Annotated in this window: 18 protein-coding genes; 11 read left to right on the forward strand and 7 right to left on the reverse strand. The window is 44.9% G+C overall.

Annotation, left to right across the window (positions count from 1 at the left end; all coding sequences use genetic code 11):
- The first annotated feature begins 97 nt into the window (after positions 1-97).
- Both MSG34_RS04135 and MSG34_RS04140 read left to right on the forward strand, forming a co-directional pair.
- Positions 98-1,246, forward strand: coding sequence for a mannitol-1-phosphate 5-dehydrogenase (locus tag MSG34_RS04135; RefSeq protein WP_248336359.1), 1,149 nt, complete (start codon positions 98-100; stop codon positions 1,244-1,246).
- Positions 1,247-1,296: 50 nt separating this feature from the next.
- Positions 1,297-1,833, forward strand: a complete 537-nt coding sequence (locus tag MSG34_RS04140) for an MltR family transcriptional regulator (RefSeq protein WP_017065079.1) — start codon at positions 1,297-1,299, stop codon at positions 1,831-1,833.
- A gap of 261 nt (positions 1,834-2,094) precedes the next feature.
- On the opposite strand, the gene nagB is transcribed toward MSG34_RS04140, so the two are convergent.
- Both nagB and MSG34_RS04150 read right to left on the reverse strand, forming a co-directional pair.
- Positions 2,095-2,895, reverse strand: coding sequence for a glucosamine-6-phosphate deaminase (gene nagB / locus MSG34_RS04145; RefSeq protein ID WP_019819998.1), 801 nt, complete (start codon positions 2,893-2,895; stop codon positions 2,095-2,097).
- Between the two features lie 604 nt (positions 2,896-3,499).
- The gene (locus tag MSG34_RS04150) at positions 3,500-3,853 is read right to left on the reverse strand and encodes a DUF413 domain-containing protein (RefSeq protein ID WP_019819999.1); all 354 of its coding nucleotides are present in this window, start codon (positions 3,851-3,853) and stop codon (positions 3,500-3,502) included.
- Positions 3,854-4,007: 154 nt separating this feature from the next.
- Here MSG34_RS04150 and MSG34_RS04155 point away from each other — a divergent pair, with 154 nt between their 5' ends.
- The gene (locus MSG34_RS04155; RefSeq protein WP_029405267.1) at positions 4,008-4,898 is read left to right on the forward strand and encodes a LysR family transcriptional regulator; all 891 of its coding nucleotides are present in this window, start codon (positions 4,008-4,010) and stop codon (positions 4,896-4,898) included.
- A 216-nt stretch (positions 4,899-5,114) separates the two neighbouring features.
- Here the strand turns inward: MSG34_RS04155 and MSG34_RS04160 are convergent, their stop codons facing one another.
- Complete coding sequence (locus MSG34_RS04160; RefSeq protein WP_017061519.1) at positions 5,115-5,318, reverse strand: hypothetical protein; 204 nt, start codon at positions 5,316-5,318, stop codon at positions 5,115-5,117.
- A gap of 236 nt (positions 5,319-5,554) precedes the next feature.
- Here MSG34_RS04160 and MSG34_RS04165 point away from each other — a divergent pair, with 236 nt between their 5' ends.
- The 3 genes from MSG34_RS04165 (at position 5,555) to MSG34_RS04175 (ending at position 8,036) form a co-directional block, all read left to right on the forward strand.
- A complete protein-coding gene (locus MSG34_RS04165; protein WP_248336360.1) occupies positions 5,555-6,931 on the forward strand; it encodes an AlkA N-terminal domain-containing protein in 1,377 nt (458 codons plus the stop codon).
- A 65-nt stretch (positions 6,932-6,996) separates the two neighbouring features.
- Positions 6,997-7,479 carry a methylated-DNA--[protein]-cysteine S-methyltransferase gene (locus tag MSG34_RS04170; protein ID WP_248336361.1) on the forward strand — a complete coding sequence of 161 codons (483 nt, stop codon included), beginning with the start codon at positions 6,997-6,999 and terminating at the stop codon, positions 7,477-7,479.
- A 170-nt stretch (positions 7,480-7,649) separates the two neighbouring features.
- Positions 7,650-8,036 (forward strand): hypothetical protein, encoded by a 387-nt coding sequence (locus tag MSG34_RS04175; RefSeq protein WP_086773968.1) that lies wholly within the window; start codon positions 7,650-7,652, stop codon positions 8,034-8,036.
- Between the two features lie 14 nt (positions 8,037-8,050).
- Here MSG34_RS04175 and nhaD read toward each other — a convergent pair whose 3' ends face one another.
- Together nhaD and MSG34_RS04185 are read right to left on the reverse strand one after the other, a co-directional pair.
- A complete protein-coding gene (gene nhaD, locus MSG34_RS04180; protein WP_248336362.1) occupies positions 8,051-9,490 on the reverse strand; it encodes a sodium:proton antiporter NhaD in 1,440 nt (479 codons plus the stop codon).
- A gap of 240 nt (positions 9,491-9,730) precedes the next feature.
- The gene (locus tag MSG34_RS04185; protein ID WP_162926817.1) at positions 9,731-9,901 is read right to left on the reverse strand and encodes a hypothetical protein; all 171 of its coding nucleotides are present in this window, start codon (positions 9,899-9,901) and stop codon (positions 9,731-9,733) included.
- A gap of 532 nt (positions 9,902-10,433) precedes the next feature.
- On the opposite strand from MSG34_RS04185, the gene MSG34_RS04190 reads away from it, so the two are divergent.
- From MSG34_RS04190 to MSG34_RS04205, 4 genes are all read left to right on the forward strand, one after another.
- Positions 10,434-11,171 carry a nucleoside recognition domain-containing protein gene (locus MSG34_RS04190; protein ID WP_048610036.1) on the forward strand — a complete coding sequence of 246 codons (738 nt, stop codon included), beginning with the start codon at positions 10,434-10,436 and terminating at the stop codon, positions 11,169-11,171.
- Positions 11,171-11,638, forward strand: a complete 468-nt coding sequence (locus MSG34_RS04195; protein WP_004737023.1) for a YjiG family protein — start codon at positions 11,171-11,173, stop codon at positions 11,636-11,638. Before MSG34_RS04190 ends, MSG34_RS04195 begins: the two co-directional genes overlap by 1 nt.
- 626 nt (positions 11,639-12,264) lie before the next feature.
- Complete coding sequence (locus tag MSG34_RS04200; protein ID WP_050632578.1) at positions 12,265-12,651, forward strand: MAPEG family protein; 387 nt, start codon at positions 12,265-12,267, stop codon at positions 12,649-12,651.
- A gap of 8 nt (positions 12,652-12,659) precedes the next feature.
- Positions 12,660-13,184 carry a hypothetical protein gene (locus MSG34_RS04205; RefSeq protein ID WP_017061527.1) on the forward strand — a complete coding sequence of 175 codons (525 nt, stop codon included), beginning with the start codon at positions 12,660-12,662 and terminating at the stop codon, positions 13,182-13,184.
- 42 nt (positions 13,185-13,226) lie between these two features.
- On the opposite strand, the gene MSG34_RS04210 is transcribed toward MSG34_RS04205, so the two are convergent.
- Together MSG34_RS04210 and MSG34_RS04215 are read right to left on the reverse strand one after the other, a co-directional pair.
- On the reverse strand, positions 13,227-13,862 hold the full coding sequence (locus MSG34_RS04210; protein ID WP_248336363.1) for an START domain-containing protein: 636 nt from the start codon (positions 13,860-13,862) through the stop codon (positions 13,227-13,229).
- Positions 13,863-14,037: 175 nt separating this feature from the next.
- Positions 14,038-14,514 carry a YHS domain-containing (seleno)protein gene (locus MSG34_RS04215; protein ID WP_048610296.1) on the reverse strand — a complete coding sequence of 159 codons (477 nt, stop codon included), beginning with the start codon at positions 14,512-14,514 and terminating at the stop codon, positions 14,038-14,040.
- Between the two features lie 110 nt (positions 14,515-14,624).
- Here MSG34_RS04215 and MSG34_RS04220 point away from each other — a divergent pair, with 110 nt between their 5' ends.
- Positions 14,625-15,449, forward strand: coding sequence for an AraC family transcriptional regulator (locus MSG34_RS04220; RefSeq protein ID WP_061037713.1), 825 nt, complete (start codon positions 14,625-14,627; stop codon positions 15,447-15,449).
- Positions 15,450-15,460: the final 11 nt, after the last annotated feature.

Here is a 15,460-nt window from a genome sequence, read left to right on the forward strand (position 1 = left end):
GTCTGAATAGCTTACTGCTTAATGCCTAGGGCACATCGTCAAGGCATGTTGTTGAGTAGTTAGCTATCTAGATTCAAATATTTATAAGGTCAAAATTATGAAAGCGTTACATTTTGGTGCAGGTAATATCGGTCGTGGTTTCATTGGTAAGCTTCTTTCTGATGCTGGTATGAAGGTTACGTTTGCTGACGTAAATGAAACGGTTGTAAATGCGTTAATTGAACGCCAAGAATACCCAGTTAAGATTGTTGGCGAAGAGTGTGTTGTCGAAGTTGTTAAGAACGTGACAGCAGTAAACTCAGCGACAAGCGCAGTCGTAGATTGCATTGCTGAGTCTGATCTTGTGACGACTGCAGTGGGCCCTACGGTTCTTAAAATCATCTCTAAGTCTATCGCTCAAGGTATTGAAAATCGTGCAGCAGCAAACAACACTGCACCAATGAACATCATCGCGGCAGAGAACATGGTTCGCGGTACTAGCCAATTAAAAGCAGCAGTGTTAGAGCACCTTTCTGATGAAATGAAAGCGTTCACTGAAGAGCACATTGGTTTTGTTGATTCTGCGGTTGACCGTATTGTTCCACCGGCAGAAGCGGGCGAAACAGATCCTCTAGCGGTAACGGTTGAAACGTTCAGCGAGTGGATCGTAGACCAAACACAATTCAAAGGTGAGATTCCAAACATCCCAGGTATGGAATGCACTGACAACCTAATGGCTTTCGTTGAGCGTAAACTGTTCACGCTAAACACAGGTCACTTGGTAACGGCATACCTTGGTGTCCTTGCAGGTCACGAGACAATCAAAGACTCTATCGAAGATGACGTAATCCGTGCTGAAGTAACGGCAACGATGGAAGAGAGTGGTGCGGTTCTGATTAAGCGTTACGGCTTTGATCCAGAAGCTCACGCTGCCTACATCCAAAAGATTCTAGGTCGTTTTGCTAACCCGTTCCTACGTGATGAAGTAGACCGCGTTGGTCGTCAGCCAATTCGTAAACTGAGCCCGCAAGACCGCCTAGTTAAGCCTCTAAACGGTACATTAGAGTACGGCCTACCGAATGCTCACCTAGTAAAAGCAATCGCTGCTGCGTTCCATTACAAGAACGAAGACGACCCTCAAGCGGTTGAACTTCAAGCAATGTTCGCAGAAAAAGGCTTTGCTGAGACATTAGCGCATTATTCTGAGCTGAATAGTGACTCAGAAGTTGTTAAACTAGCGGAAGAAGCTTATCTAGCATTGAAATGATAAACCATCAAAGTGCCACACCAGTGGCACTTTCTTATTGTCGAGCCGTTATGCCAATACAAACAAGCCATGAAACTGAATTACTTGAAGCCCTTTCGGAAGCTGAGAGTGCTGGCGCCTGCCTAATGGCTGCTTACGATGCATTGGACGACACGGTAGATGCCGTATTAAAAAACATCTTTAAGAAAGACGACACTGCAATTAAGTTCGTTGTCGAGCCACTTCTCAACAGTGGTGGGCCGTTAGGCGAGATCATGATTCGTGCTAAGTTGCTACTCGGGCTTGGCGTGATCAGTAAAGAACTCTACGACGATCTCGAGGTTTTCGTTACCTTGAAAGAGTGGGCAAAAATACAGGGTGAAGACACCAGCTTCACAGAAGTTGATGTGATATTTGAGCTCAACAAGGTGCACGCGATTCAGCGTATTATGCCTATCGAATATGACGCGGAGATGGTGGAAACGATGTCTGGCCCAATGCTTGAAATGTTCTTGGGGCGACATAATCAAAAAGTGAAGTCGACGATCGTATTGGCTATCACTGACATTATTACTACCCTATGCCGAGATAACGCACTGAGCTCTTAGCTCTAGTTTGCAGCCCTGCTTATCTTGTTTAACATCCTACACATCTTGTAGCTGTTCATTCGTTTCAATACAAAGTTTAAAATGATGGCGGTTTCTCTCGTTGGAGAAATCGCTTTGTTGTTTTTGTTCCTCTAAAAATATCCGATACCTCTCCCCATTAAATACAAAATCAACAGGCACAAAAAAAGCCACACTCAGTGGCTTTTTCTATTCAAGACGCTCTCTTTATTAAAAACGCCCTGCTATTCAAGACTATAGGAATTATAGGTCTTGGATGTTCTCAGCTTCTAGCTCTTGGAAGTAGCGTAGAGTCTTAACTTTTAGCTCTTGTTGAGCTGGCTCATCAGCAACGATGATAGCTTTACGGTGCATCTGTAGAGCTGTAACAGTCCACATGTGGTTTACAGAACCTTCGATAGCCATTTGAAGCGCTTGAGCTTTGTTGTGGCCTAGAGAAAGGATCATCACTTCTTCAGCATCTAGAAGAGTCGCAACACCGATAGTTAGTGCGTATTTAGGAACTTGGTTGATGTCGCCATCGAAGAAACGAGAGTTCGCGATACGAGTGTCTTCAGTCAACGTTTTGATACGAGTACGTGAAGATAGAGAAGAACCTGGTTCGTTGAATGCGATGTGACCGTCGATGCCTACGCCACCCATGAACAGGTTGATTTTGCCGTATGAACGGATTTTCTCTTCGTATGCTGCACAGTGAGCATCGATGTCTTCAGCTTTGCCGTCTAGCAGGTTGATGTTTTCTGCTTGGATATCAACGTGGTTGAAGAAGTTCTCGTGCATGAATGTGCGGTAAGATTCTGGGTGGTTTGGTTCGATACCAACGTACTCATCCATGTTGAATGTTACAACGTGCTTGAAGCTTACTTCGCCAGCTTTGTAAAGTTCAATTAGCTCAGCGTAAGTAGTTAGAGGTGTGCTACCAGTAGGAAGACCTAGTACAAATGGACGCTCAGCAGTTGGAGCGAATTTGTTGATCGAATCTGCGATATGACGAGCAGCCCATTTACCTACTTTTGCTTTGTTGCTTAATGGAATAAGTCTCATTGATTTTGCCCCTAGAAATAAAATTTTATAGTGTTCTGAAACATTAATTCGCATTATAAAATAAGTTATCCAGTTCCGCTATTGTTTTAGGTCAAGTTTTTGCTTTTTTAGTCGTAACTGTGACTGGAACTCTCAAAATTGCACAATTATTGTATGGATATTTGGTGGCGTTAAACAAGATTAATACGTTTGTCATATACAGCAATATCGATCTAATTCAGCACCTGAAAGGGTTGGTGTGTTTCTATGTTTTGATACGCTTTTGCGATAATGGCGTCGCTCGAGCCATTGACGAACTTTGGTGTATTAACGTGTTTCGGCGTATAAACAAGCGTTGATAGCATAGTTGAAGCTAGAAAAATAATGATGGCAATGGAGCGCTATCGTGATAAAAGACAGGGGCAGGATGAATAACGATGAATCTCAGTGGGATGAATACCCATAAGATTGAACGAGAGCTGTGTTTTAGTCACGCTATCGCTATGAATTGTATATAAATATTGGTAAAAATGGACAGGTTGGCTAAACTTACCAATTACAAAGAAGATGTGTTTGAAGGCAAAAAAAAGCCCAAAGTGATGAGGTATCACTTTGAGCGATTTTACTAATCTTCTAACACTAACTCACTTTCGTATTCTTCCCTAGGCACTTCGCCGCGTTTGCAGCCGTTTAGGGTGTGAAAGCGACGGCGTCCACGAGCCAGTTGAATGTACTTCAACCAAACACGCTCTAACTTGGACTTTGCCTTATGAGGGTGAGACAACACTTTAATGAAGTGTTTTTCTTCTGCATTGATTGGTGCTAGTTCACCAGTTTCAAGTGCAAGCATAGTGTCACCAAACAAGGTTAGGATTTCCTCTTCTGAAAGAGTAAAATCACCCGACTTAGCGAACCCTCTCGGGAATTTAATGGTGTCATAAAAACGTTTTTTTCCGTGTCGGAATTCGGTCTCAGACATATCAGCCTCAGTAATGTGGTTAGATAGAAATTAGTGTTTATTGCTCACGCGAAAATATTGTTAAAAGGCTAAAATAGGAAACAAAACGTTTTTGCCTTTACGATAAACAATCCTAGATCGGCTAGTTAGCAGATTTATTACAGAGATGTATTTGATGGATGTGAAAGTATTTAGAACCTTTCTTGAGGTTGCAAGGGTGCGCCATTTTGGGCGTGCAGCTGAAAACTTGTATTTAACACAAGCGGCGGTGAGTGCGCGGATCAAACAGCTTGAAGGCTATTTTGATACTCAACTCTTCATTCGTGACCGCAATAACATCAAACTCACATCTTCCGGTGAACGTTTGATTGGTTATGCCGAAGTGATGGTGTCCACCCTACAACAAGCCAAATTTGAGCTGTCGTTAGAGAGTGGTAAAGCCTTGCAGTTAACGCTGGGCGGCACGCCGAATATTTGGGATGCGTATCTACAAAACTGTTTAAGTGTGGTAACGGACTCTTTTGGTGGTTACGGCTTTATGGCAGAGGTGATGGGGCGCGAGCAACTGAACCGTAATTTGTTAGAACGAACCTTAGATATGGCTTTCGCGTTCGATCAGATCAAAGCGGAAGAGCTGAACTGTAAAAAAGTCGCTGACTTGGTTTTGGTGTTGGTATCAACGCAGCAAGATGATCTGGAATCTGTATTCCAACATAAGTATGTGTATGTGGATTGGGGAACACGTTTTGGTTCTGAGCATGCAGAACGTCACCCTAAAGTGCCAGCACCTTATCTACGCACCTCTACAGCGCGTATCGCCCTCGATTTCATTTTAGAGAAAGGCGGCAGTGCGTATCTTCCGGTGTCTCTAGTCGAACCTTTTATCGATTCGGGTCAGCTGCATAAGGTGAAAGGGGTTGAAGACTGGTATCGCCCAATTTATCTGAGTTACCGTAAAAGCAGTACTTCGGTTGATGCGATCATGCAGGTTGAGAAGTTGGTTAACGAGATTGACCCATCGACGGCTTACACACTGCAGCAAGCCGCTGAACAAGCGCCTGAGTAACGGCATTCGCGGTAAGTAATGGCTTTGTTGATTAGATTCAATAAAAAATGGCTCCTAACTAGTTGTATAGTTGGGAGCCATTTTTGTTTTTAAACCAGAAATGTACTTCTTTTCGGAACTAGAGATCGTTTCTAATTCCATAAATATCGTTTAAGCCTGGTATGTGTAGCCTTTTTTAAAAGCCCTATCACTTCAAAGCACTATTCTTCGAAAATTCTAGAGATTCATTAGATTCTCAATAGACTCTTCAAGAGAGTGTGACATGTACGAATGGATTTGATTGCCATCCGTTGCGTCAATCTCGATCATAGAAATCCCGTTGTCCGCTTTGTCTTCAAGAAAGCTTAGAGACTGCTCGACTGATTGACTGGTGAGAACCTGTTGATTTGATAAAACAATACGACATGTGTGTAGAACCATAGCCTTTTCCTTTTTATATTCGATAGGTCTCTGCATCTTGGCGTGCTAAGTACCGATCGTTGACGTTGTGAGAAGAATGCCTTCTCTAGGTTAAATTTAGTCGAATTGAATAAAATTAAAACCCTTTTTTGTGATTTATCTGACCTTCGCTTCCGAAAGTGGCTAGCGACAATGGTGGTTCACGGTAAACTTTTAGGTATCGGATCAAACGCTATCGCAAATGGGAAGAGTACGGCATGTCGAAAAAGATCAATCACAACAGCACCTTAACCAGTGAACAGTGCCATTTGGCTCGATATGCACGAGATGTTCGCTTTGATGGGATGTTTTTTACAGCGGTGAAAACGACAGGAATTTTTTGTCGCCCGATTTGCCCAGCAAGTCCGCCCAAAGAAGAAAACGTCGAATATTTTTCCCATCAAGCTCAAGCATTGAAAGCGGGGTATCGTCCTTGTTTACGTTGCCGACCAGACAGCGCGCCTTTTTCGCCAGCTTGGAAGGGCGTCGAAACCACTTTCTTGCGTGCGATGCAGTTGATTGATAATGGCGCACTGAATTCAGGATCTATCGTCGACCTTGCAACGCGGTTAGGTATTTCCGATCGTTACTTGCGAACCTTATTCGACAATTACATCGGTGTGTCACCCAAGCAATATAGTCTGTACAGCCAATTGATGTTCGCCAAGCAGTTGCTGCATACCAGTAGTATGAGTATTACGGATGTTGGCTTTGCAAGTGGCTTCAATAGCACGCGCCGTTTTAATGATGCGTTTCAAAAAGAACTGCAGCTTTCGCCAAGCCAAATTAGGCGATCGAAACCAAGTGACACTCTGAGTAATCATATTCAGCTTGGTTTTAATGGACCCTTAGATTGGAACCACTTGTTGAGTTTCTATCGACGAAGAATGATTGAGGGTTTAGAAGATGTTGGCGAAGATTATTATAAGCGTTCGGTAAATGTGAATGGGTCAAAGGGTTGGTTTAAGGCGACTTTAGCTAAAGAGAACCGCTTGGATATTGAATTTGAGTTGGATGATATAAGCCAATTAAGAAGCTTGATTGCGAATATACGCCGTATGTTTGATCTTGATGTCGATATTGCCAAGGTCGAGACGTTCTTTACGACTATCGATCCTAACTTGGTGGCTAAGAGTGGCATCCGTATTCCTGGCGTGTGGAGTGCTTGGGAAGCCGGAGTAAGAGCGATTCTCGGGCAGCAAGTCTCGGTAACGGCGGCGATTGGTCAACTTAACTTATTGGTCAAAGAGCTTTCTGATGAATATGAGAAAGCCAGCTTCCCAACACCGAAACAGATAGCGCAGGCTGATGTTAGCTTCTTGAGAATGCCGGGAAGCCGCAAAGAGACCCTAAAGCGTTTTGCCGAATACATGGTCGACAATGAAGCTGAGCATCCTTCCAAATGGATTGAGCTAAAAGGGATTGGGCCTTGGACGATTCAATATGCACTGCTTCGCGGGTTAAGCGAACCCAATCATTTGTTGGTTGGTGACTTGGTGGTGAAGAAGTTTATTGAGCATCGCCCCGCCATCAACACAGAGAGCGTTTCGCCTTGGGGTAGTTACGCCACGTTCCACTGTTGGAATCAGTCTTAATAGAAAGAACAATCCACCAATATCAGCAATCCGCAAACATCTGCATTACCAGGCTAGGAGAGATTATGACTAACCGATTTACTTACTATGAGAGCCCATTGGGAACCGTGACGTTACAGGCGAACGATGAAGGCTTGCTCGGCCTTTGGTTCGAGACACATACCACCAAGCCGGAACAGTTGGGTGCTCAAGATGATAGCTTTCCGATCTTTGCATTGGCTATCGAGCAGCTTAATCGCTATTTCTCAGGCGAAGCTATTCAGTTTTCTGTGCCGATCGCAGCCAAGGGCACGCCATTTCAACAGTCGGTTTGGCAGGCGCTGACGACCATTCCTTATGGAGAGACTTGGAGCTATGCACAACTGGCTGATGCGATAGGCAACCCGAAAGCCGTTCGTGCTGTGGGTTTGGCGAATGGCAAAAATCCGGTTTCAGTGATTGTGCCGTGTCACCGTGTGATTGGTAAAAATGGCAAGCTGACCGGGTATGCAGGTGGCGTAGAACGTAAACAGCGCTTATTGGTGATAGAAGGAAGAGAGCAAGACTAGAAAGCGATTTGGCAATGAGCCTGTCGAGATGCTGACTGAAGATCACGTATTACTCATGGTGAAGGCGAGTGGTTCTTAAAATGTGACTTTGCATTAAAATCAACGCTTTCTGGAAAATATCGATTTGGTTGCATATTCTTTGACTATGTTCTCTAGGCAAGGATGCCCAAATGAATAGATTACCCTCACTAATATTTGGCTGTAGCTCTGCATTGTTGCTGACAGGTTGTTTAACTGATACCAGTCGACCTTTCGAGGTTCCACAGCTTGCTCTGTTCAAAGGTATGTATGAGAACGCAGATAATGACAGTTATCTACTTTTTGAATCTGGGCAAGTGACTTATCAAACAACGGACAATTCCGTGACTCGAACCTATCGTGTCGATGATGACTTGATCACCATTGAGTTCAATTCTGGAAGCAGCCGAACTGACTCTAGACTGGTTATGCGCATTCAACATCAGGGCGAGATGTTAACTTGCAACCAATGCCCAGCGATACAATTGAGTAACGTCTGGACACTTGTTGAGAAGCCTCTGAAAAACAGTTCGAATTAGAAAAGATCTCCGAATTAGAAAAGCCCACCATTAAGCCATAGGTGCGCAGCGATACTGACGGCATAGCCAATCATGATCACTGGCATCCATTTCAAGTGGCCAAAGAAGGTGTATTTGCCATGCGCCGCGCCCATTAACGCCACACCTGCCGCACTACCAATAGATAACAAGCTGCCGCCAACGCCTGCGGTTAAGGTGATCAGTAGCCAGTTACCCATCGACATTTGAGGCTCCATCGATAACACCGCAAACATCACCGGAATGTTATCGACAATCGCAGATAAGATCCCCACCATGATGTTGGCCCAAATTGGATCCCATTGGCTGTACATCACGCCAGAGGCAAGCTCCAAGTATCCAAGCAGACTCAAGCCACCGACACACATCACCACGCCGTAGAAGAACAACAGCGTGTCCCATTCGGCATGCGACACTCTTCGAAATACATCAAAGGGCACGACTGAACCGAGTCGCTTCAATGCCCCCTCATCATTGTTGGCAATTGCGACCGCTTTTTTCTTCGCCAGAGAATTTGGCAAGGTCTTACGCAAGAAATAGCCAAAGAACTGTAGATATGCCAGCCCCATCATCATGCCCATTACTGGAGGGAAGTGGAGTACGGCATGGAAAGCAACCGCAGTGCCGATGGTCATGATGAACAACAACACGATGCGTCTTGCACCGCGTTTTAATTCAACGTGTTGATGCACCGTGTCGGGTTGGGTTGTGGGAACAAAGTAGGACATGATCAGGGCAGGGACGAGGTAATTCATCACTGAAGGAATAAACAAGGGAATGAACTCACTGAAGCTTACATAGCCAGCTTGCCACACCATCAACGTTGTGATGTCACCGAATGGGCTGAATGCGCCGCCAGCGTTAGCGGCTATCACGATGTTCACACAGGCTAGGTTAACGAATTTAGGGTTAGATCCTGCGACTTTCAGAACCACGGCGCACATCAATAGAGCTGTGGTGAGGTTGTCGGCGATCGGTGAGATAAAGAAGGCCAGAATACCGGTTAGCCAGAACAGAGAGCGGAAATTAAAGCCTTTGCCCACCATCCATGCTTGCAGCGCATCAAACAGTCTTCTCTCTTCCATGGCGCTGATATAGGTCATGGCGACGAGTAGGAATAGTAAGAGCTCAGCGTATTCCAGTAAGTTGTGTTCGAGCGCTTGTTTAGCCACTTCAACAAGGTTGTGTTCTTGGTAGGTAAAACCAATGATTATCCAGATCAGGCCTGCCGCAAGTAACACTGGCTTGGATTTTCGGAGCTTTAGGTACTCTTCCATCATCACCACGATGTAGGCGACAACGAAAATGGTTAGGGATAGGTAGCCAGCGAATGAGTTGGTGAGCTTGAGTGGTTCTCCCAACTGAGAAGTGGCAGCACCTGCTACCGTAGAAAAGAGTAACAAAGAGAGAACAGCAGAAAGCTGGATACCTAACATGGATTACGCTCCGAAGTTAATAAGTTATTAACACGGGTAAAAGCGTAGACCTAAATAACCATGTGCAGTGTGATAGATATCTTAATAATTCAATAGATTATAATGAAAGGAATAGACTGTGATACGAACGAAATACGGTCTTACATGCTCAAAATTACTGTCTTGCACACTTAAGTTAAAGACTAAAGAAAAAGCCCTACCGGACTCAGTGCCGATAGAGCTTATTCGAAATTGCCAATATTATGCAGCATTGAGATCAAACGTCAGTGTTTGTTCTGCAGCACATACTTCAACAGGCCAGCCATAGGATTGGTATTCAAGCGCAAGTTTGTCCGCTACTACGCGAGATACTGTTGCAGTGATCCACATGCCTTTGCCCATTACTTGATATTTAAGCGTTCTCATTTCCATAGTAATCACCGTTCTCCTTCTATATTGGCTGCGCGAAGTCTATAGCACCTCTGAGGGCTGAAATTTCGAATTAAGCTCAAATGCTTTATAAAATGGCTCACTGTTTGCGCTTGGCTCAAAACTCAATCAACTAAGAGTAAACGGTTGTATTTTTGAAGCGAAATCACCTTTTAAGTCTCTGTATTATAATCGAATCAAAATTGACCAGAAAAACAATGTAAGAGATCTCTTACAGCATTATCAGAGATCGCACTAGGTAAACACTTCTCACTAGAAGCCAGACTTGTGTGGTGATTGTGTGCGTTTTTGGTTGCGCTGTTGAAGCCAGGTTTGTTTAGTTTTGTATGTGAAATATTCTAATTTATTTAGCGTATGGTCCTGCTTTTAAATCCAAATCACAGTTTTATATGTTGCTGTGCTTCTTTTATTCAAACCGATACGCTATTTGATTTTGGTCATTAACCTTTCGCTCATTAGTTTGCACTATCTATACGTGTTCTGTTCCACATAAACGAGATGTATAGAGGTCCTTATGACTAATCCAACCAAAACCGATCGTAAAGTCACGATCGGCAGCTATATCGCACTCGCGTTCGCGATTGTGTTCTTTTCAGGCTTAATGCAGTCCAATGAATGGTATGGAGTGTTCGATTTTACAACGCTCAACGGTTCATTCGGTAAGGTCGCTTACGATGTGAGTGAAACGGCCGATGGTATTCAAGCGGCAACGACGTCACTGCGTGGTAAAGGCGGTAGTGGTGCTCGCGACGGTTTCATTTTTGCTTTGACACTTATTCCGACCGTGATGTTTGCATTGGGTATGATCAACGTACTTGAGCACTACGGTGCACTGGATGCGGCTCGTAAACTGCTGACACCTCTGCTTCGCCCTTTAATGGGTATTCCGGGTAACTCAGGCTTGGCACTGATCGCGTCTTTGCAAAGTACCGATGCTGGCGCAGCGATGACACGTCAGTTGAAAGACGAAGGGCATCTCACTAAGCGTGAAACCGATGTGTTCACCATGTTCCAGTTTACGGCGGGTGCGGCGATCGTTAACTTTTTCTCTTCAGGTGCGGTGCTGTTCACTCTAACCGCGATGGACGGTTCTTTAGCGGTGACATCGTCAATTGGTTTGGCTGTCGCTGTGATGTTTATCTTTAAGTTTGTCGGCGCGAACCTGTTCCGTATTTACCTCAACATTACTGAAGGCAAAGAAGACAAACCAAAATCAGACAAAGAACAAAAACTGGAAGAGGAAGTAGCATAATGAGCGAAGTTAAAGCAAAGAAACCAATGGTTACTGATATTTTCGTTGAAGGTGCTAAGAAAGGCTGGGTTATTGCGACTACCTCTACAGTACCGAATGTTCTGATGGCATTTGTGATCATCAAGGCATTGCAGATCACCGGTGCGCTGGATTTGATGGGCAGTGTATTTGCTCCAATCATGGCGGTATTTGGTTTGCCTGGCGAAGCGGCAGCAGTATTGATTGGTGCGTGGATGTCGATGGGTGGCGCAGTGGGCGTGGTTATCACGCTGTTTGACCAAGGTATTCTGAACGGCAACCATATTGCAATCTTGGCGCCAGCTATCTACTTGATGGGTTCTCAGGTGCAATACATGGGCCGTATTATGGGACCAATTGGTACGGAAGGTCGCTACATCCCGGTGATGATCGCGATTTCGGTATTGAATGCCTTTGGTGCAATGTTCTTGATGAACATTATTTTGTAACGTGACTTTGAACGGTTAGCTGCGAACAGCTTTCAGACGTTACAAAAAAGGAAACCCCGTTTGGCTTTCACCAAACGGGGTCTATTCTTTTCGTAGCCATCCTGCTACTGCGCGTTACTTATCTTTCAATAGGTAACTGGTGCTCCCTGCATCGTTCCTTGACGTGGCTAAATCCTTTAACCTATCCAATTCATCGCCGTCCTAGCGGTGTCCTTGCAAACTTATCATCCTGACAAGTGACTCTATCCTAGAGCATAACTTCCTTGCTGATAACTCATCCTAAGCCATCAAATCTTCATCCTGAAGATACCTAATCCGTTAGGCTTTTTCCTGTTCCTGCCAACTCCCTGTCGACATGTGTATTAAACACTGCAGAGGCTTTACTCACAATCCACCTCAAGAAATAAATGTACCCACTGATCGAAAGAAATATGCGTGGATTCATACAAAACAAGGGCTTGGGTTTGTATTTTAGGAATTTTCTGCGAAGCTTGATTGTGATCTCTTACGTTCGGTGTGAGAGATCTCTTACAAGTGCTCGGGCGCGATTTTCATTTTATCTCGGCGGGTGTTGTCGAACAGATAAGAAAGAACACTGAGTAAACACAAAATAATAGGGAAATATGATGGTTACAGCACTTTACGCAGCCTTGCTGACGGTCGTAATGATTTGGTTAGCAATAGAGGTGATCAAGCAAAGGCGAATCAATCTTGTTGCTCATGCTGATGGCGGTGTCGAGTCGTTACAGATAGCACGTTCGGCACAAAGTAACGCTATGGATTACATCCCAATCACCGTTATTTTGATGGGATTGTTAGAGATGAATGGTGCCGGTGTGTGGCTGATTCATGTCATTGGTGTGGCGTTTATTGTGGGGCGTGTGATTCATGCGAAAGGGATCTTAGCGAAGAATTTCAAAGGTCGAAAAGTGGGGATGGTGTTAACGCTTATCTGCATGATCTCTTTGATTGTCCTAAACTTAGCTTACCTACCTTTTGATAAAATGTTCTAGGGAGCATTATGGCGTTGCGTCTTCCTCCTGCTTGGGCGATTGTCCTCGCAGGCTTGATACTCAACATCATGGCGATTGTCATGTCGAGCTTGGTGCTCGATAAAATTGAAGCTGAGAAAGCGGAATACAACGATCGCAAATACGGCAATGTGTACTCAATACAGCTTGCTTGGAATACGATTGAAACCCTAGAGCGCAAGCGTGAAGCGATCCTGATTCACCTTGATAAACCAGAAACGGTGCAGCCGACCACGGTTCTCGACGAAGCACTGCGTGGGCAACTTAGGCGTTGGGTGAGTAGCGAAGTGCCAAGTATCTCTTTGGCTCACTTACCGAAACTGATGATGCTGATAAACAGTGCACAAGAAGCGCAACGAACTCGAATTGATGATTACTATTTGGATAACCTGACCTTGGTTGAGTTAATCCAAAGGCTTGATGAGAAAATGGCTTTCTATAAGAACATCGCCCTGTTTCTTCAAGTATTTGGCTTGGCGCTTATCTTAGCTCGCGACCTCGCTAGAAGACCTTAATCTTTAACCTTAATGCCTCCATTTACTTATCGACTTGTATCGTTAGCGAGACTCATTTGGCAGGTTAGGGTGCTGTTGGCCTTGGTACTTTGGTAACTGTTCTTTTAGCCCCTTAAACGTGCTCAGTGCACTGCCTATCGATAACTTGTTCATCAGCCAATTTGGCAAAATGCCACCTGCGTTCGCATACGCGGTGTAGGTGATGTAGGTATTGCCATTAGTCAGCGGTTGCAGTGTCCAAAGTGCGTCCACATCGTAGATTCGAATGTACCCCGACTCTTTCGCCAAATAGTTCGACGCATCCTTTATCGACAAAACAAACTGCCCATCCTCGATGCTGTATTTTGAGTAGGTCACCATGTCTCGATCTCTGGCAGGCCACGGTGCTTTGAATTGGGTATAGACGATGTTTTCCGCCTCAGATATCTGCATCAACACACGGCTTTGCGACACGTTATCTATCCAGTTTGGCACGTTCTCGCTGTCTTCCAGCAACAACAGAAAACCGGAATAAGTGGTGGGCGTTTGCATCTGTGCTCGTATTTCGACCAAGCCTTCGCTGTGTGGCCTTTTATCAATCATGATGCCATCTTCACTTTTGACGAACTGCCACGGGTTGGCATAAGTCAGTGCCGATAGGGCGCAGAGGCCGAGTACCAAAATCCTAGGTAATGTCATTATTCTTCCATAAAAAGAAAAGCTTATCTGCTAGGAGTATAGAATAGAAATGGGCTTTGTAGGTGTTACCAATCGCTTTGGGTTTACCTCTTTGGGGAAAACCCCAATGAAAACGGAAGCGTTCGGTCGCTTCCGTTTTATTCTTGGGCAATGGATAAGCGCTATAGACTAGAGCTTAGAGCTTATAGGCTTCTACGGTTTTGATGGTTGTCCAGTTGCTGTTGGCGTCTTGGATGAACTCTTGTGTATTCTCCAGCCAACGTTTTTGAACCGATTTATCTAAGTTCAGATACAACTTCCCATCTTCCACTTTCCAAGCGAGAGGGTCGGTTTCAAACTTCTTACCCATGGCTACTCCAAACGCGCAGTAACCGCCATATTGAGGGGCATAGGCTTCTGGATTGGCTCGAAATTCATCTCTGTTTTCACTGCTCGCAAAGTTATAGATCGCATTCTTATAGGTCGCTGTGAACTCCGATGTGCCTTTTACTGGGCCTTCATTGGCAAAGTAAGCGACAGGATCATAGCCTTTGATCGCGAGATCATTGCTGTCGACACTCATATCAAGGTCTGCTGCCATTAACGAAAAGCTGGTGCCTAGTAACGCGGCCAATAGAGTGATTTTTTGACTGGTCGATTTCATGTGTGACATATCAAGTTCCTTGTCAGTGTTGGTTATCTTGTTTGAAATAATTTAGCCCACTCGTCCGGTCTATAGAGGGACAAAAGAACTAAAAACTAAGCGAATCGTTCGGAGGATGCATGGATCTGCTTTCACAACTCATGGAACATTTCTCGATACGCACTGGCGTTTTCTATTCTGGAAACCTGTGTGGGGTGTCGTCATTTAACGCGCAACAAGGTAAAGAGGGGCATCTTCATGTATTGAGCGCAGGGGAGTTGAGCTTGTCTAGCGCTCATACGGAACACAGGCATTTGTCGCAGCCTTGCATTGTTTATTTGCCGAATAGCACACCACATGCGATTGAAGGCGTGGGAGACGGTGCGGAAGTCGTGTGCGCGAACGTGGAGTATCGTTCTGGGCAGATGAATCCTTTATTGTCGGCTCTGCCTGACTTGATAGTGATTCCCCTTGAGGAGGCACCTAACTTAATGCCAGTGATCGAGGTGTTATCTAATGAGTCGAGCCAAGAGTCGTCGGGGCAGCAGTACTTAATGGACAAATTGAGTGACGCCTTGATGGCTTTGATTTTCCGCCATCTCATCGAACAACAGAAAATTGATAGCGGCGTTTTCTCGGCGCTTGCTCACCCACGATTGGCTCCTGTGGTTACGGCTATTCATCGATTACCTGCTCGTCACTATTCGATTGCCGAAATGGCGTCACTGGCCGCGATGTCTCGCACTCAGTTTATTGAAGCGTTCAAACGAGAAGTGGGTGAAACGCCGGGAGATTATGTGCAAAAGTGGCGAGTCTCTGTGGCTCAATCTCTGTTATTGCAAAATAAGCCGATCAATTGGGTCGCTGATGAAGTGGGTTACAATAGCTATTCAGGATTCTCACGTGCTTTTCAACATGTTGCCGGAGTGTCGCCGCGCCGTTGGCTAAAGCAAAATGTGTCGTGAGACGCCGGGGA

The sequence above is a fragment of the Vibrio sp. 1CM2L genome, assembly GCF_023161695.1.
GTDB lineage: Bacteria > Pseudomonadota > Gammaproteobacteria > Enterobacterales > Vibrionaceae > Vibrio > Vibrio coralliirubri.